19 protein-coding genes are annotated in these 17273 nt (G+C 62.1%); 11 read left to right on the top strand and 8 right to left on the bottom strand.

Going from position 1 to position 17273, the window contains the following annotated elements:
• The coding region (locus J7I86_RS12100; RefSeq protein ID WP_214820132.1) for an IS30 family transposase at positions 1-330 on the top strand (330 nt) is incomplete at its 5' end.
• A 114-nt stretch (positions 331-444) separates the two neighbouring features.
• On the opposite strand, the gene J7I86_RS12095 is transcribed toward J7I86_RS12100, so the two are convergent.
• The 3 genes from J7I86_RS12095 to J7I86_RS12085 form a co-directional block, all read right to left on the bottom strand.
• A complete protein-coding gene (locus J7I86_RS12095) occupies positions 445-1584 on the bottom strand; it encodes an IS110 family transposase (RefSeq protein WP_309476723.1) in 1140 nt (379 codons plus the stop codon).
• Positions 1585-2536: 952 nt separating this feature from the next.
• Complete coding sequence (locus J7I86_RS12090; protein WP_214820130.1) at positions 2537-3133, bottom strand: recombinase family protein; 597 nt, start codon at positions 3131-3133, stop codon at positions 2537-2539.
• 194 nt (positions 3134-3327) lie between these two features.
• Positions 3328-4224, bottom strand: a complete 897-nt coding sequence (locus tag J7I86_RS12085) for a LysR family transcriptional regulator (protein WP_214820128.1) — start codon at positions 4222-4224, stop codon at positions 3328-3330.
• An 82-nt stretch (positions 4225-4306) separates the two neighbouring features.
• On the opposite strand from J7I86_RS12085, the gene J7I86_RS12080 reads away from it, so the two are divergent.
• From J7I86_RS12080 to J7I86_RS12050, 7 genes are all read left to right on the top strand, one after another.
• On the top strand, positions 4307-5761 hold the full coding sequence (locus tag J7I86_RS12080; protein ID WP_214820126.1) for a sulfatase-like hydrolase/transferase: 1455 nt from the start codon (positions 4307-4309) through the stop codon (positions 5759-5761).
• A gap of 61 nt (positions 5762-5822) precedes the next feature.
• Positions 5823-7157 (top strand): MFS transporter, encoded by a 1335-nt coding sequence (locus J7I86_RS12075; RefSeq protein WP_286179704.1) that lies wholly within the window; start codon positions 5823-5825, stop codon positions 7155-7157.
• Positions 7154-8143, top strand: coding sequence for a formylglycine-generating enzyme family protein (locus J7I86_RS12070; RefSeq protein WP_214820123.1), 990 nt, complete (start codon positions 7154-7156; stop codon positions 8141-8143). The genes J7I86_RS12075 and J7I86_RS12070 overlap by 4 nt, the downstream gene beginning before the upstream one ends.
• A gap of 15 nt (positions 8144-8158) precedes the next feature.
• Complete coding sequence (locus J7I86_RS12065) at positions 8159-9538, top strand: FAD-binding oxidoreductase (protein ID WP_214820121.1); 1380 nt, start codon at positions 8159-8161, stop codon at positions 9536-9538.
• Positions 9539-9577: 39 nt separating this feature from the next.
• Entirely contained in the window at positions 9578-9886 is a 309-nt protein-coding gene (locus J7I86_RS12060; RefSeq protein WP_309476722.1) for a thiamine pyrophosphate-binding protein, read from the top strand.
• 270 nt (positions 9887-10156) lie between these two features.
• On the top strand, positions 10157-10930 hold the full coding sequence (locus tag J7I86_RS12055) for a transposase (RefSeq protein ID WP_286179703.1): 774 nt from the start codon (positions 10157-10159) through the stop codon (positions 10928-10930).
• A gap of 36 nt (positions 10931-10966) precedes the next feature.
• Positions 10967-11272, top strand: a complete 306-nt coding sequence (locus J7I86_RS12050; RefSeq protein ID WP_214820119.1) for a hypothetical protein — start codon at positions 10967-10969, stop codon at positions 11270-11272.
• A 51-nt stretch (positions 11273-11323) separates the two neighbouring features.
• Here J7I86_RS12050 and J7I86_RS12045 read toward each other — a convergent pair whose 3' ends face one another.
• From J7I86_RS12045 to J7I86_RS12030, 4 genes are all read right to left on the bottom strand, one after another.
• Complete coding sequence (locus J7I86_RS12045) at positions 11324-11632, bottom strand: Lsr2 family protein (RefSeq protein ID WP_214820117.1); 309 nt, start codon at positions 11630-11632, stop codon at positions 11324-11326.
• 456 nt (positions 11633-12088) lie between these two features.
• A complete protein-coding gene (locus J7I86_RS12040; protein ID WP_214820115.1) occupies positions 12089-12502 on the bottom strand; it encodes a MarR family winged helix-turn-helix transcriptional regulator in 414 nt (137 codons plus the stop codon).
• 165 nt (positions 12503-12667) lie between these two features.
• Positions 12668-12964 carry a hypothetical protein gene (locus J7I86_RS12035; RefSeq protein ID WP_214820113.1) on the bottom strand — a complete coding sequence of 99 codons (297 nt, stop codon included), beginning with the start codon at positions 12962-12964 and terminating at the stop codon, positions 12668-12670.
• 234 nt (positions 12965-13198) lie between these two features.
• Complete coding sequence (locus J7I86_RS12030; RefSeq protein ID WP_309476721.1) at positions 13199-13939, bottom strand: GAF and ANTAR domain-containing protein; 741 nt, start codon at positions 13937-13939, stop codon at positions 13199-13201.
• 443 nt (positions 13940-14382) lie between these two features.
• On the opposite strand from J7I86_RS12030, the gene J7I86_RS12025 reads away from it, so the two are divergent.
• The 3 genes from J7I86_RS12025 (at position 14383) to J7I86_RS12015 (ending at position 15903) form a co-directional block, all read left to right on the top strand.
• Positions 14383-15102 carry a TetR/AcrR family transcriptional regulator C-terminal domain-containing protein gene (locus J7I86_RS12025; protein WP_214820109.1) on the top strand — a complete coding sequence of 240 codons (720 nt, stop codon included), beginning with the start codon at positions 14383-14385 and terminating at the stop codon, positions 15100-15102.
• Between the two features lie 140 nt (positions 15103-15242).
• A complete protein-coding gene (locus J7I86_RS12020; protein WP_214820107.1) occupies positions 15243-15623 on the top strand; it encodes an STAS/SEC14 domain-containing protein in 381 nt (126 codons plus the stop codon).
• A 79-nt stretch (positions 15624-15702) separates the two neighbouring features.
• On the top strand, positions 15703-15903 hold the full coding sequence (locus J7I86_RS12015; protein WP_214820105.1) for a hypothetical protein: 201 nt from the start codon (positions 15703-15705) through the stop codon (positions 15901-15903).
• Between the two features lie 196 nt (positions 15904-16099).
• Here the strand turns inward: J7I86_RS12015 and J7I86_RS12010 are convergent, their stop codons facing one another.
• Entirely contained in the window at positions 16100-17272 is a 1173-nt protein-coding gene (locus J7I86_RS12010) for a hypothetical protein (protein ID WP_214820103.1), read from the bottom strand.
• Position 17273 lies beyond the last annotated feature (1 nt).

The raw sequence follows: 17273 nt of genomic DNA, 5'->3' as shown, positions 1-17273 counted from the left end.
GCGGTCGAGTCATCGGCGGGCAAGACGCTCCCCGAGTCGCTGCGGCATTCCCTGACATGGGACCAGGGCATCGAGATGCAGGACTGGAAAACCGTGAAAATCGACACCGGCGTCGAGATCTACTTCTGCGACCCTCACTCGCCCTGGCAGCGCGGCATCAACGAAAACACCAATGGCCTGCTGCGCCAGTACTTCCCCAAAGGCACCGATCTGAGCATCCACAGCGCCGCAGACCTCGACTGGGTCGCACAGGAACTCAACGACCGACCACGCAAAAGACTAGAGTTCAAGAAACCGATCGAACTGATCGAAAATCTCCTGTTGCAATGACCGCCTGAATCCGCCGATCCCCCTACGGGGCAGCTGCACTCGGCTTGCCAAGCACGTCCTCTAGCTCCGCCCAGCATGCAATTGACATGTCTCTCATCGGTGGTGCCCAGAGGTCTACCTGGGAACCTTAACCGAAGGAGAATCTTCTTCTGTTGCGGTCGGTGCTGCCCCTCCAACATGGGACCGTGCCGGCTCCGCAGCCGCGTAAAGGGCGTTCAGCTGGCGGTAGAGGGTTCGGGCGATGTAACGCTTGAGGGATCTTCGAATTTCGCGGTAGCTGCGGCCTTCTTGGGTGCGTTTGGTGACGTAGTCCCGTGTCCCGGGGTCATGGACCATCCGGGTCATCGTAATGGTGTGTAACGCTCGATTAAGGCGCCTATCGCCACCTCGGTTAAGTCTGTGTCGGACAGTGTTACCGCTTGAGGCTGGCAAGGGATTCACTCCTGCAAGTGAGGCGAAAGCTGCTTCGCTACGGACCCTTCCTGGATGAGACCAAGCTGTCAGGACGGTAGCGACAGTGACGGCCCCAGCGCCTACCATCTCCAACAACGGCGCAGCCGGACTTTGCTGAATCAGCTCGGTCATGCGCTTCTGGTTCGCGCTCAGCTGTGCGGTTACTTCGAGAACACGGCGCGCCAACCTAACTGCTTCCTCGCGTCCGATCGCCAATTCCATCCGCTCCTGCCTCCCCCTCCACCGGGCGATCGCGGCAATGTGAGAGGGAAGTAGAGACCTTCGTGCATCAATTCCAAGATCATGAGCCCTGAGAAGCGCGATGAGTGCATTGACATTCGCAGTTCGTTCCCGGGTCAGCTGATCCCGTGCTGCGCTCAGGATCCTAAGTCCGGCACGGGTTCCTTCATCCCGTCGCGGCGTCCGGAGTTGGGTCTCGTCCAAGCTCAAGACAGCGGTTCCGATGGCGGCTGCGTCTAAGGGGTCGGATTTCCCAATCCCCCGGCGGCCACGGGCATTCATTCGTGGAGCTTCGGCGACGTCATAACCGGCGTCAGTAACTGCCTTGGCCAGACGCGCACCGTACGAGCCAATGCCCTCCACCGCCCACAGGCACGCCATATCGCCGTCTGTCCTTCGGCCTACCCAAGCAAGTGCGCGGGACATCCCTGCCGAGGTGGTCGGGAACTGCTCGCACGCGATCTGTCGCTTGGTAATGGCCTCGATAATGGCGTAAGTGTGGGTGCGGGCGTGACAGTCCACGCCGATGACGAACGGGCGGATCTGGGCAACGAGAGTCACCGCGCCACCCTCCTTCCTTATGAATGAACAGGACTGACGGCAACGCGACCGGCGCCGGACCTGGGAAGAGTCACTTCGAGGCAAAACTGTGATGAGCCACAACCTCCAGGGCTGGGCAAGCTTCTAATCAAGCCACCGACGTGGGACAGGTCAACGCCGGCCGCTCCACCCAGCGCGGACAGATCGGGGGAAACGCACCCTTAGGGCAATTGTTTTTTCGAGTCACGCGCCAAGCAGAACGACCGGCTTCAACACTGCCAGCTAGTCCCAGACCAGCCACGTCAAGACTCACAGTTGTTTTTTGGCTGCTGGCGAAGCTTGCGGAGCTGTGGCCGACGGAGGCCTGTCTACCCGCAGGGCAAGGTGTGGGAAATTCCCGGAGGAAATAAGCGACGCAGGAGCGCCGCAGGGAAATTCCCGGGCCGCAGGCCCCGGAGCTTGCGGAGGGGCTAGACGGGGTGGAGCGGACACATAGAATCCGAAGGAATCTCAATGATGTTGTCAACGACTCCTGCGGGTCGGATAGGGGCGGCCCCCTCTCGCTCGGCCTTCCAAAGTAGGGCTCGCAAGACTTCCTATCTCTCATGGTTGGGTTCCTTCCAGGTGGGGTGGGGCGGCTTAGTTGACCTGCCGGTTTCCCTCTCCCCCGTTGTTTTGCCTGCTGGCGGAGCAACGCGTAGCTGTGCCCTACGGAGCCGGGGCAACCCGAAGGGCAAGCAGAGGATGGATTGTGGGAGGAAATAAGCGAAGCGCCGACACAAGGCATGGTCTGCGCGGCCGTCCGCAGGACGGTTGAGCCGGTGGAGCGGGCACGTACGATCCGCAGGACAGCAGCAAAAAACAGAAAAACGCTTTTACAGCCCGAGCGCAGCGAGGACCGATCACCCACCTCCGGGCGCTACTTAGGCGAGGCCAGCAAACGAGGGCCCCGTCACCCGCCGTTCAAGAGCACCTACAGGGTGCTGTCCTGGCGTGCAGCGAGGGCTTGCTGGTGTCGGTAGAGCGTTGCGCGGCTCCAGGCCACGAGCCGGGCGGCGTCTTCGGCGGTGCGCCCCTCCGCACGGGCGTCCTGGGCAATTGCCAGCTTGTCCGCGATGACGGCCGGGTCGGACACCAGCCGGCCGAAGCGTGTCCTGTTCTGCCTGGCAGCGGCGATGCCGGCGTTGACCCGTTCGATGATCAGCTCACGCTCATACTCGGCGAGACTGGCGAGCATATTGAGCATCAGCCGGCCCGTCGAAGTCGCCGGGTCGATGCCGTCCGAGATGGATCGGACGTGGACGCCGCGGTCGCGCAGCAGGGTCACGGTGTTGAGCACGTCGATCAGGGACGGGCCTAACCGGTCGACACGCCACACAACAACGGTGTCGCCCTCTTCGGCGTACTCGAGGAGCCTCTTCATTCCGGGCCGCTCCATGGCCGCCTTGCTTCCCGAGGTAACGTCGGCGAAGACGTCGCGTTTCTGCAATCCGGCGGCAACCAGCGCGTCCAGCTGCAGCTGAGCATCCTGACTGAAAGTACTGACGCGCGTGTAGCCCAGTTGTCTCACCAGGCCATTCTGACTCGAAAAGTCCACGATCTACCGCCGGTGAGACGTTTCATGGTGAGATGCGTTTCCGAGACATAGTAAGTCCGGCTTTTCCGCCCACTCGACCGGCGCATCTGGGCCAGGATGTGTGTCTTGAAAAGCTGTAGTTTTCCGCGACATCCCTAGGAAAGTCGTACCCCTGAGGGCCCACCCTTTTATGAGACCTGGCTGGTCGTATGGGCCGCATCCGTAACCACGATTTTCAGAAAGGCCTCTGTCGCCGGAGAGAGGGCACCCGTGCGGTGGGACAGGATGATAGGCCGTTCCAGAGAGGGAAGGATGGGACGAAGCACGCATTCGCCGGTATCTGATCCCATCATTGGAGTCCACCAGAGCGCGTAACCTGCTCCTGCGGTAACCAGAGGCAAGATTCCTTCGGTGCTGCCCAGCTCGATCCGGATATTGGGGCTGGTCCCGCGCTGGTTTAGTTGAGTTTCGAGCCATCGCCTGGATGTCGACAGGCTGGGGTGCATGGTTACCAAGTTCATGGCCGCGAGCTCCTCGATCCCGATCGGTTCGCTTGCACCTGATGAACCAGGGGGAAGGAGAGCGTTCAGGCGTTGAGTTCCCACCTGTCGGCTCGTCAACTGCGCCGCGGACGGGGAGGAGACCGTCAGACCGAGGTTGTAACGCCCACTACGGACCTCGGCGGCGATGGTATCATCGTCGGTTTCGGGGTAGATCCTGACTCCGACCTGCGGATATGCCCGCCGGAAGCCGACCACCACCTCCAAAAGCCATCCCGCGGCGACCGCGGGAACGGCGGCAATATCCAGATGCCCGGCGGCCAGGCCCAGGACATCACGGACACTCTCCTGGGCGACAGCGAAGTCTCGGAGCACCTGCCTGGCCGGCTCCATAAGAGCCAGCCCTGCCGCCGTCAGGGCCAGCCCAGTTGACGTCCTCTCGAACAGTTGACCCCCAAATTCCTTTTCCAAGGAGCGCAGGGCAACTGAGATGGTCGGTTGAGCTACGTAGAGCTGGGCAGCGGCCGCCGTCACGCTTCCGTGTTCCGCCATGGCTAGAAAATACTCAAGCTGGCGCCGTTCCATGAGGCCTCCATAGAGAAAAGCTATTGCGTTCCTAGTAATTTATCATTGGACGCTATATCAGCATGGAAGTAGCGTGGATCACATGACCGATTCCATCAAGTCCTCGGGGACGAACCTCCTCATCGTGATGTCTGATCAGCACGTTCCGTTCGCGAGTGGGGCCTACGGCAGCACAGTTGCGCGGACACCACATCTGGACGCGCTGGCTGAGCGCGGTACGGTCTTTGATGCCGCCTATTGCAACTCGCCCATCTGCGTTCCGTCCCGAGCGGCTATGGCCACGGGCAGGTACGTTCATCAGACCGGCAACCCGGACAACGCTTCACCTTATTTGGGCGTCGAGGCTTCTAGTTGGGGCCATCGGGCGGTGCAGGCAGGCGTTCCGACCACCGCTATCGGTAAATTGCACTACCGGTCTGTCGAGGATGACACCGGATTCCCTGATCAGCGCCGCCCCCTCCACGTCCGGGACGGCACGGGGGACCTGTTCCATACCCTGCGCAGCCTCCAGCCTCCCGCCCTGCAGTTGCGGGCCGCCGTCATCGACGCCCGGGCCGGCGAGTCGGACTACAGCCTCTTCGACCGGTCTGTCGCTTCTGAAGCTGTCGACTGGCTGCAGGAACGGTCTTCACAGCAGGGCCCGTGGCTGGGGAAGGTCTCGTTCGTCACCCCGCATTATCCGTTCACTGTTCCGCAGGAATTCCTGGATCTGTATCCGCTCGAGGCGCTGCCTCTGCCTCTGCGGAACGATCCGCAGGAATGGGACCGGCATCCTGCGGTGGATATTTACCGGCAGGCTTGCGGCCTCGACCTGCCGCTGACCCGAACGGAAACCCTGAAGGCGGTGCAGGCATACTATGGGCTGGTCAGCTTTATGGATGCGCAGGTCGGCATCGTCCTGAACGCACTGAAGGAGACCGGCCAGGCCGAAAACACCATCGTGCTATATGTCTCTGACCACGGAGAGCTGCTAGGCACCGACGGATTGTGGTTCAAGGGAACCATGGGCGAAGGTTCAGTACGGATCCCGACCATTCTGTCTGGGCCAGGAGTCCCCGTCGGCCGTCGCTGCGGCACCAACGTCTCCCTGGTCGACGTTTTCCCCACCGTCCTCCACGCCCTGGGCCTGTCCCCCACCCTTGAGGACGCCGACCTGCCCGGACGATCGCTGCTGGAAATGGCCAACGAGCCGGATGATGAAACCCGGACTGTTTTCAGCGAGTACCACTCGGCCAACTCCCATACCGGCTCGTTCATGATTCGCCGCGGACCCTGGAAGTACGTCAACTACACCGGCTTCGAGGAACGGCTGTACAACTTGGAGTCCGACCAGTGGGAGGAGCATGACCTCGCCCCGAACCCGGCTTACGCCAATCAGCTGGAGCAATGCCGGGCGGCTATGCGCGGGATCTGCGACCCGGATCTGGTGGACCAGCAGGTACGGGAACGCCAGCGGGAGCGGATCGCAGAATACGGCGGAGTCGCCAACGTCCTCAAGAAGCCTCTGATGGCCTATTCACCAGCCGGCGGTTCCTAAGCCCACGACCTGCCCACCCAACCAAATTCCATCCATCCGGTCTGATCACAAAGGTGTGTAAATGTCCGCAACAACCCAAACCTCTCCTGCCCAGCTGCACATGGTGCGCAAGGCCGCCGTCGGCAGCGCCGTCGGCACCACGATCGAAGCCTACGACTTCCAGATCTACGGCGTAGCCTCCGCCCTGGTCTTCAGCACCGTCTTCTTCTCCGACGTCCCGCCCTCCCTGGGTATTGTCTTCTCCTTCGCCACCCTCAGCGTGGGCTTCCTGGCCCGCCCGCTGGGCGCCATGATCTTCGGGCACTACGGGGACAAACTGGGACGCAAGAAACTCCTGGTCATTTCGCTGATGGGAGCCGGCGGCTGCACCACCCTGATGGGATTGCTGCCCACCCATGCCCAGGTAGGTATTTGGGCACCGATCCTGCTGGTGGCCCTGCGGTTGTTGCAGGGCCTGTTCCACGGCGGCGAGCAGGGCGGAGCTGTGCTGATGGCCGTTGAACACGCACCGGCCCACCGTCGCGGCTGGTACGGCAGCTGGGCATTCCTGGGCAGTCCGGGTGGCACCCTGCTGGCCGCTGGAGTCATGGGCGTCACCATCTCCGCGACCGGGGAGAACTTCCTTACCTGGGGCTGGCGCATTCCTTTTGTGATCAGTTTCATCCTGCTCGGAGTGGGTATGGTCATCCGGGCCACCGTCACCGAAAGCCCGGAGTTTCAGAAGCTGAAGAAAAGCGAGGGCAGCGTCAAGGCCCCAATGGTCGAGGTCATCAAACGATCCTGGCGCTTGGTCCTCGTCTCCATCGGCGTGAATCTGGGCTTCAACGCTTTTGTCTGGGTACTCATCAGCTACTCTCTGGCCTACGGCACCCAGTTCCTCAAGCTTGAGCGGGACTTCATGCTTCAGAACACCCAAATTGGATCGGTGGCAATGATCATCTCGATCCTTCTCTTCGCCTGGCTCTCTGACCGCATCGGCCGGATGAAGGTCATGCTCGCCGGAGCGCTGTTCATCGTCCTGTACCCCTTCCCGATGTTCGGGCTGCTCAACACCGCCCAGCCTCCGCTGGTCATGACCGCGATGGTCATCGGCTTCATCGGCGCCTCAGCCGTATTCGGACCCCTGGCCGCATTCCTGGTGGAACTGTTCCCGACCAAAGTCGCTTACAGCGGAGTCTCGGTCGGCTACTCCCTCGGCGCTGTCCTCGGCGGCGGCCTGGCACCGTTCATCGCCAGCCTCCTCATGGAAAGCTCCAGCGGGCAGTCCTGGACCGTGTCCCTGTACCTGGCCGCAGGCGGCGCCATCACTCTGGTTTCGCTGCTGTTCCTGCGCTCAGTCCAGTCCGGCCGCCGACCAGTAACGGAGCCCCGCATACAAGAGTCCAAGCTCACATGACCGCCAGCTCCCCGCACCGCAGTTGCTGCGCACCGTACACCGCCTCGGGCGACGCGACGCTCCTCCACCCCTCCGTAGGACTTCTGTCCAGCGGGGGAACGCCAAGCGAGGGAAAGGATACGCGACACGCGGGTGAGGACGTGGTGGTTCCCGCGGGGAGCTTCGAGATGGGGGATGCATTCGATGAGGGCTATCCTGCCGACGGGGAGACCCCCGTCCACCCAGTGGCAGTATCTTCCTTCGCCGTGGACGCCACCGCCGTCACCAACGCCCAATTCGCGAAGTTCATTGAGGACTCTGGATATCGGACAGAATCCGAACAACTTGGCTCCTCGGCCGTTTTCCATCTTCTCGTGCAGGCCAAGGAACAGGACATCCTGGGCCCCTTAACCGGTGCCACCTGGTGGCTGGCAGTCCGCGGGGCCGACTGGGCACACCCCAACGGCCCCCGCTCAATCTGGAAGGACTTCGCCGAACATCCGGTGGCCCATGTGTCCTGGAACGACGCCATGGCCTACTGCGCCTGGGCCGGACGGCGGCTGCTAACGGAAGCTGAGTGGGAGTATGCGGCACGGGGCGGGTTGGCCGGCAAGCGCTACGCCTGGGGCGATGAACTGCATCCGGAGGACGGCCAACATCGCTGCAATATATGGCAGGGAGAGTTCCCACTACTCAACACTGAGGCCGACGGTTATCTGGGCACAGCCCCAGTCGGCAGCTTTCCGCCCAACGGCTATGGCTTGCACGACACGAGCGGGAACGTATGGGAGTGGTGCCAGGACTGGTTCCTGCCCAAGTACTACCGCAATTCACCGATCAACGACCCCCAAGGGCCGACCATCGGCGCCGGACGTGTCATGCGCGGCGGCTCCTACCTGTGCCATGACTCCTACTGCAACCGCTACCGGGTTGCTGCCCGCAGTTACTCCCCCGCCGACTCTGCCAGCGGAAACTGCGGATTCCGCACCGCACGGTCCCTAACCTGAAGAAACCGAGGAACAATGCACGTCGCTGAACGCCTGCAGGCCATCGAACGACTCCGGGCTGCCCTTCCCGGGCTTGTCGACACCGATCCGGATCACCTGCTGGCCTACACTTCTGACCGGTCAGGTCACCGCTCCGAAGGTGCACCGGCAGCGGCAATCCACGCCTCTACGGTCGAGGACGTGCAGATTGTTTGCCGGATCGCTTCCGAAACCGCGACCCCCATCGTCGCCCGGGGTGCCGGCACCGGCCTTGTCGGCGGAGCCATCGCGGGTCCCGGCGAAATCCTGCTCTCCACCCAGGCGATGGACCAGATTCTCGAGATCTCAGTCGAGAACCGCCTAGCCGTCGTCGGGCCCGGCATCCTCAACGGAACCTTGAACCGTACCCTCGAGCAGCACGGCCTGTGGTGGGCGCCCGATCCTGCCAGCAAGGACATCTCTACCGTCGGCGGCAACATTGCCATGAATGCCGGCGGACTTTTGTGCGCCAAGTACGGGGTAACCCGGGAATCCGTGCTGGCCCTCAAGGTCGTCCTGGCCGACGGGCGCCTGCTCTCTGTCGGGCACCGCACGGTCAAGGGTGTTACCGGTTACGACCTCTGCGCGCTGATGATCGGCTCGGAAGGAACGCTCGGGATCATCGTTGAGGCAACCCTGAAGCTGCAGCCCCTCGTCCGCGGTGACATCGTCACCATCGGAGCGTTCTTCGACACCGTCCAAGAAGGTGCCCGCGCCTCCGCTGCCATCACCGGCGCCGGCCACGTCCCGGCAATCATGGAACTCATGGACCGCCGCACACTGGAGTGCGTGGCCCACTACACAGGCGACGACCTACTCTCCCGCGGAGGGGCATACTTCCTTGTTCAATGCGATGGACCGGCAGCAGCGGACACGGCAAAGCAGGTCACCGATCTGATCAATGCTGCCGGCGGCAGAACCGAGACCACCGTCGATGCGTCCGAGGCCGAGCGACTCGTCGGGCTGCGCCGCCAGGCCTTCCCCGCGCTGGAGTCCATGGGCACGATGCTCGTCGAGGACATCGCGGTGCCCCGGAACATGATGAATGCCGCGTTCGCCAAGATCCGCGAGCTGGAGCACAAGTACGACCTCATCATCCCCACCACCTGCCATGCCGGCGACGGAAACCTGCATCCAACCTTCGTATTCAACGGCAGCACTGTCCCGGAAACCATTTGGGCGGCCGCCGGGGAGCTGTTTACCTACGCCTTGGAAGTCGGCGGCACGCTTACCGGCGAACATGGCGTGGGCCTGCTCAAGCGCGCCTGGCTCGCCGACGAGCTCGGCCCCGACCAGTACCAGCTGCAGCGCCAGATCAAGGCGATCTTCGACCCGGCCAACATCCTTAACCCGGGAAAAGTGTTCGCCGACAGCTAGCCGTCACCCTCCCAATTACCTTTCCAGAGAAAGAACACCGTGACCACTACTGTCTCAGTCCCTCTCGCCCCCTACTTCGTCCCCGCAGCTCCGACCGTTTCCATGGCCGTAGCCGAGGCGCTGAGAGCGCGCACCGGCCATCTTTTCGGGCTGATGGGCAACGGCAACGCCCACCTGATCAGCCACCTCACCCGGGCCGGTTTCCCCTACACCTCCGCCCGGCACGAGGCGGCAACCGTAACGATGGCGGACGCCTATCACCGTTCCACCGGCCTGATCGGCCACAGCAACCAAAGCCATGCCTGTCTCCCCTGGGTAGCCACGACCCTACAACGGCCGCGGAACTGATCCCGGTAACAACATAAGGACAGCAGCCAAAAAACGGTAATACTGGAAAAGGTCTTGAGCCGGCGTGACTCAGCAAAAAACTGACGTGCCTGGCGGCACTGTCTTACCGACGATTTGTCCGCCGGCTCAAGGTCCATCAAAGGGGGTAATGTGCCAGGCGGACATGACTTCATAGGAGCCTGATACGACTAATCCCATTACCGTTCTGTCTGCCCACCTGGCCTGCCCCCACTCATCAGCCATCGAACTCGACTGGGGGCCGCTTCCACCTTGGCAACAGAACCAACCAACGTTATCGCCGGCATCGACACGCACGCCGATACACACCACGTGGCCATCATCAGCGAACACGGAAAGCCACTCGCCGACAAAGAATTCCTGGCAGTAGCATCCGGACACCGCAAAATCGTGGACTTCATCACCAGCCATGGCACAGTCACCGCCGTAGGGGTCGAAGGAACAGGCTCGTACGGGGCCGAGCTCTCCCGGATCCTGCGTAGTGACGGGTTGCGTGTACTCGAAGTGAACCGCCCGAACCGGGCAGCGCGCCGGATGAAAGGCAAGTCCGATCCTCTGGACGCATACCAGGCCGCCCAATCCGTACTCGACGGCCGGACTACGTCGATTCCGAAAGCCAAAGACGGTCCCGTTGAATGCCTGCGAATCCTGCGCGCCGGACGCGCATCGGCTATGAAGGCCCGAACAGCGGCCGTCAATCAGATCAAGGGTCTTCTCGTTTCAGCTCCGGACAAACTCCGGGCAAAGTACAGAGGGCTGGGCACCGCGGCGATGATTACGGCCCTGCAACGCACGAGACCTTCGGGCCACATGGCTGACCCCGAGTACGTGTGCCTTCTGACATTGAAGGCCTTGGCCAGCCGCTGCGATTCACTCGGGGCAGAAATCGCCACCGCCGATGCGGCGCTCCAGGAGATCCTCGACACCTACGCCCCGATGCTCTGCGACCTTCCAGGTGTCGGAACGGAAGTAGCCAGCCAACTTCTGGTCACCGTCGGAGACAACCCCGACCGGATAGGAAAATGATCAGCATGAAGTTCTATTTCCGCTCTTGGGCCGGGCATGCCTTTGCCGCTCTCAGCCGCTGAAAAGCTCCAACTCCCGACTACGGACGACGTCGCCGCGGTCCTGGCTGTCCAGGACACTGCTCCGCAACTGAGCGCCAGGGGGCATCAGGTGGTTTCGATCTATCTTGGCCGTGACGGGCCCACGATGGCGGAGGTCGCCCAAGCCCTGGGGATCAGCGCGGACGGGGTGAAGAAGCATCTTGTCTCCGTCCGCCGGAAGTTTCAGGACAGTGACGAGCCACTTAGCAAAATCGCCCTCAGGCAGCGCCTGGTAGCCGGCGGATGGCTTCAGGACGGCTGACCGGGGTTACACCAGATCGCGAAGCAGGCCCGGTAGCGTCTTCTGTTCGGGTCAGTGCGCGGCTTTAAAGCGTTCCAGGACTTCGGCGCTGATCGTTCCGCGATCCGCAACGTGGATGCCGTTGTCCTTGGCCCAGGCACGCACCTTGGCGTTACGGCCCCGTCGGGGATTTGCCTTTGCTGGTGTTTGCACCGTGCGGGCCGCAGCGACGAACGGGCGTAGTGCCACCCGCAGCCCCTCGGCGTTGGGTCCGTTCAGGTCAATCTCGTACTCAGTGCCGTCAAGGGCGAAGAAAAGTGTTTCCTCGGCATCCGAACCGTCCAGGTCGTCATGCAAAGAGATGATTGTTCGCGTAGCCACCCTAGAACAGTACCTGCCCTCAGCCCTGCCCCGGGAACATCAGGGCGGGTATCGAGCTCCGAAAGGGACACCCCGGTTGGAATGCGATGCATGGATGCTCTGATTGGCTGTCGCCGTCCTGGGCTCCATTTAGAACAGCAGCGACTCTCGCCGCCTGAAAGCAACGGGCCCAGGTCAGAGACGCCGAGTATGGAGAAGCCAGGCCGTGGCCTCGTTACGGGAGGTAAAAAGGGCGTGTAGGCCACGGCAGTGCATGCAGTCCCATGGTGAAGTTTGCAACGACCCGGTCAAGCGGACTTGAACCAGCAAGGCAATTCGCGAAGCGGCACACGGCTTGGCGATGTCGACCAGCGCCGGGTAATCGCCGCCGTCTGCACCTTCAGTGACCTTAGCCGTAGCCGCCTGGGAATCATCGACGTCCAGAACGACCCCTGAATTCCTCGGAGCACCGGCATGTCAGGGGAGGAAAGGAGGTGTCAGGTTCTCAACGAGGGCTTCAAGTTCACCCCGGAGACGGCCATCGAGGCTGAGCTGGGTTGATATCTCTTGTTCGGCTTCACTTATTCGTTCCAGTATTTTCTCCCCGTCCTTGGTCAGGGACACGTTCTGCACCCGGCCCATTCGCTCGAGGTTTACCCATCCTTGGGTTTGGAGCCTGGTCAGAGTTTCTCCCAGGGACTGGGCTCTGACACCGATGGCCTCGGCGCGTTCGAACTGGGCGCAAGGCACGGCGCTGCCCAGCATCTGCAAAGCAATGACCCCCGCGGACGTGAGTCCAAGGGGTTGAAGGCACTCATTCCACCTCCGTTCAACCAACCGGGCGGAGGTGGACAGCAAGTGCCAGGCAGGCCAACGCTCAATGTCAGGCATCCTCCATCCTAGGTAGCCGACGCGAACAACCGGCAAGGGCCGCCCTGTCTCACCCAAAACCTCTCCTTGAACTTTCCCCGTGATTAAAGGCAGCACCCAAATGTCCCGCTTCCCAGGAACTGGCCCACTCCTGGTGGGAGTTCCTTACGTGTGCCGGCCCGCGTCTTATCCGGCTTCGGCTTGATGGTATGCGGTGCTTAGTTGGTTAACCCGGTGGAACAGCCGGGCCGTGTGGATCTCCGCGAGCAGCTCGCGGTTGGTGAACGGGCGGGGTGTTTCCCCCGGCGCAGCGGGGTCAAGGGGTGTTTCGGTGTCATAAAAACACCGCTCTACCTCGTTGGTTGGTTCCTCGAGGGCCGCCAGGACGTACGCGACGGCGCGCAGCACCGGATCATGGAGGAACTGAGCCGGCACACCGCGCACCTTCAGGACGGCGGTAAGAGTAGCTTCGGTGATGCTCATAACGGGACCCCTTCCTCGGGACTGATGCGTTTCATGACCGGCATGCTGTGTACTTCGGTTCGGAGGAGACCCGGGATGCAGCCCTACCCTCCGAATCAAAACCACAGGTGGGCAGAGCCATCGACCGGTCGCTAAACCCGACTGGCTGGCAGAGGCCTGGTCCCCCGAAGAGCAGAAGCCCCTACGGCACCGTCCCCGGGGAATCCCGCGAAATGAAGAGACATCTTCAGTTCCCTACTCGTCGAAGTAGGTCCGGACCTCCGGGTTCTTCGTCAGGGCCGCGACCACCGTTGCGGCGACGTCCCGGAGTTTGACGTTGCGGGTGCTCGAAGCGACCTGCAGGATCTTCATTGCCGTTTCCTGGCTGCAGCGGTTCTGGGCCATGATGGCACCAGCCGCGAGGTCGATGGTGGTCCGGGATTCCAGGGTGGCGAGAAGGTTCTTCTTCGTCTCGGCCAGCTGGCTGAGACGTACCCGTAGGCGGACTGCCTTGGCCGCGTGATAGGTGTACGCCTGAACCGAATCAATGTCCACCTCGGTGAACCCGCGAACCCTGGTGGAGTATAGATTCAGGCTTGCCTCGCCCTCCCCCGCGAGGGCCAGCGGTACGGACAGACTTGACCTCACGCCCTCGTGGACTGCAGCCGATGCGAAGGAAGGCCAGCGGTCATCGTTGGCCAAGTCAGGGGCATGCACCACCACCTGCGCGCGGATCGCACCAAGGCATGGGCCCAGACCGCTGCTGTATTGCGCTTGATCCAGGCGCAGGGCCCGCTCTTCGCTACTGGCCACCGTCACGGGCTTCTTCCGCCGCATGAGCGTGATGCTGCAGAAAGCGAGGGCAGGATCAGTCAAGGTGGCCGACGAGAAATCAGCAAGCTCGTCCAGCATCTCCTTCACATCCTGGGATTCCAGAACAAGATCCTGCATGCGGTCCACGACGAAACTCGCGGGCAGTAGATTTTGTTGCGCCACGATTGGCCTCATTCCTGGGTACTGGGGTGGTGTCAAAGGGTGTAAAAAGGGTGGGACTGAACCGGCCAGGCAACTGCGGGAGGCAGCGACCGCCGCAGACCGCCATCAAAGTGAGGTTGTGCCCGCTTGTCCGATAACGCCCGCTGCCGAGTTGTGAAACATGGCCGCTAGCAGAGCGCTATTCGACCGTTTTCCTAAGCGGGTATTCGTCGCGGACCTGGGTTTACTGGGGATCTGCCATGCGCGGCTCCTTCCACTTGCGTGCCGTGAATACCGGAATGTCTTCACGATCACTTGCCTACAATGTAGACGATACGCGTAGACTACAAACTAGGCAATAGGCGTTCGATACAATGTAGACTGGCCCTAGGCGGGCGGATTGCAGGAACGTTCTGCCCTAAGGGAGGCCGCAGTGTGAATGCGCCCCGATCAGGAGGAAAACCATGGCTCAGGCAACAAAACCCTCAGTCGAGGCGACACCGGACAGGAAACAAACGCTCAGCCGGGAGCTCGTTTTATCCACCGCACTTGCCTTGTTGGATGCTGAAGGGCTCGAGGCACTGACCATGCGCCGGCTCGGGCAGGAACTCGGCCGGGACCCCATGAGCCTGTACCGCTACGCCAAAAGCCGGACAGCGCTGCTGGACGGAGTCACCGAACTGGTCTTGAACGAACGGACCATCTTCCCAGAGGACCCGGACTGGCAGGGCCAACTGCGCCGCATCGCCCACGACATTCGGCTGATCGCGCTCCGACACCCCAACGTCGTCCCCCTCCTGGTCACCCGCCCCCTCTCCACCCCCATGGGGCTCCGCCCCGTCGGAACCCTGCGCCCACTCGAACAGATCCTGGACCTACTGATCGAGGCCGGCTTCGCCCCATCGGACGCGCTGCACGTCTACCGGGCCTTCTACGGTTTTCTCTACGGCCACATCCTGAACGAGCTGCAGGAATTCATCGTCGACCCCGACGAAGACGAAGCTCTCCTCCGCCTTGGCCTGCACCGTCTGCCCGCCAAGGAATTTCCCCGCCTCCGCGCCCTCGCCCCGCTCCTGGCCGACTACGACGGTGAAGCCGAACTCGAGGAAGGCATCACCATCCTCCTCGCCGGCCTCTCGGCACGCCTCACAGGACCCGCAACACCCACACCAGCCCAGCCATGACCTGATGTGTATGGGACCGGCTGTCTATGGCTGAACCCATCCCAAGGCGCAGCCCCTGTCCGCGCCCCGTTCGCCGGTTTAGAGCTGCGGAAAGCCGGGAACAACAACATATCCAGGGAGCTGCTGAAAGGAACATGTGCATGGCTGCTACGTTCAGCGATTTAGGCAAGGCGACACTGGTCCTGGGTGCCGACGGGGTGCTCCAGCTGGCCTGGCAGCGCGGGATACGCCTCGACGGCTCCGACGTCGAGGCGGCCATAGCCAAAGTGAACGAGATCAGCGACGGAGTGCCCCGCCCGCTCCTGGTAGCAATGGCCGGCGTCACTCTCAGCCACGACCGCGTTGCCTTCGCGGAACCATCCGCAGCCTTCCGAATTGCCCTCCTGGGCTCCACCCCGGTGGATTGGATGACGGCCACCTTCCGCGGCCGCCACACCTACCCCCAGCCCTGCCCCACCCAATTCTTCACCGACAAATCCGAGGCCATGAAATGGCTGCTCCAGGACCCACACCAGACCTGACAGCCCGCGTCCTGCATCCCTCTCCCAAGGAGGCCGCTCATCAAGTGCCGCAGGCAGGGGAAGTCGTGGAACAGCAGTCATGAATGACCTACGACAACGAGCGCGGCACCTCATCGAACAGGACACCATCAGCCTGAACCGGTTATGGGTCAGGTACTGGACCCACGACGGCACCGGCACGGTCTTCGACCTGGACGTCTACCTTTATGACCTGCAAAAACCAACACCGCTGCAGCTCCAAAGCCTTAGCCCGGCCCTGGAAGACCTGGAAAACTCCTAGTGAATTTCCCGCCCAAAGCCATACGATCCCGGAACCCCAGGGCCATGCCGGTTGCTTACTCAGGTTCTCCTGAGCTAAGCCATGCTCAGGAGAACCTCAAGGTTGTTTCAAGATCGCAGACGCCCGTCAGTGACTGGCCGGCTGGTCCACTTCCTTGGAACCGGAACACACTCGTTTCGAGACGCTCAGCGAGGTCCTAGCCCCATCTGTCTTTTTCTGTAGGGGCGATAGTGGCGGCACCTGAGCTACGAACCTTTTTTAGTAACCGTCGCAGAAATCCGATGGCGTGGCTTTCACCTCTGCCGTGCCTTACCCGCATATAGCGCTCAAGCACTTCGACGGCCGCAGCATCGGACAGCTTTGCGACGTAATCCTCGACGGCCTGTTGTGAGGCCTCAGGTAACGCTTGCCTAAAAATGGCGGGCAGCTGATACCGGAGCCCAGTGCCTGCCAGCCGGAGGCCGAGCCTCTCGGCTGCGGGCATAATCTGGGCCTCGGCGAGGGCGTGGGAGTAGTCTGCGTAGCCCTTGGAAATGTCCAGATGTGGCGGGATAGGCTCGACATCGCTCATGCCAGCGATGAGCGTTGGAATGGCAACGGTCCTTACCCACGATTCCAAGGCACGCAGCTCGTGGGTGAGCACGATCCATTCACGGGTATGGGGTCGCCGAATTGCCACGGTGGGCCAGATGTCCAAGGGGACACAGGTTCCGGCGGGCACCGACGCCAACACGTCCCCCGTTCTGAGCGGCCTGTCTGCCGGGTACTCCCCTGCTATCCGCAGTCCCGGAACAATGTAGCCAGGAATTACCCTGCCCAACCGCAATGCGTACTCCGCCGGCTTGCGGTGCTTGGAGAGATTGGAATGCTCTGCCAGGACGCGCAGGGGATGGATCTGGTCTTCTTCGGTTCCAAATGGCGGCTGAAGACTGGCGATGCGCTGTCCCAGGACCCCGTCAGCATGGAGAACCGGCAGGGAGCGTCTTCGTTTGTGGCGAAACCATTCGGATAGCCCGGGATGACTCTTCGGTACTGGCATCTCGATTGCCTGCTCTTCCGCTGCCTCCAGCGGCCTACCCATGAGGTATTCGACTTCAGCCGATAAGGCGTGCTCGAGTGCCGACCGTAATTGGTTGATTACGTCGGCCGCCTGCCGTGGAACGGACTGCGGGATAGGCGCCATGGAATTAACGACGACGTCTTCCCGGGCATCCTGAACTTGGTTATCCAAGCCCAACGGGCTGGCGGCTACATACTCTAGGAGGGTGCTGCCGACGGTCTCGATGAGAGTGTCGGCATGTGCCAGGGTGTACAGCAAATGCTGCTGATGCGGCGGCAACCCATCCTTCACGGTAGGCCTGACGGGCACG

Source organism: Arthrobacter sp. ISL-95 (genome assembly GCF_018613695.1).
Classification (GTDB): domain Bacteria; phylum Actinomycetota; class Actinomycetes; order Actinomycetales; family Micrococcaceae; genus Arthrobacter.
Note: the sequence above shows the minus strand (reverse complement) of the source record. Positions and strands in the feature narration are given on the sequence as shown.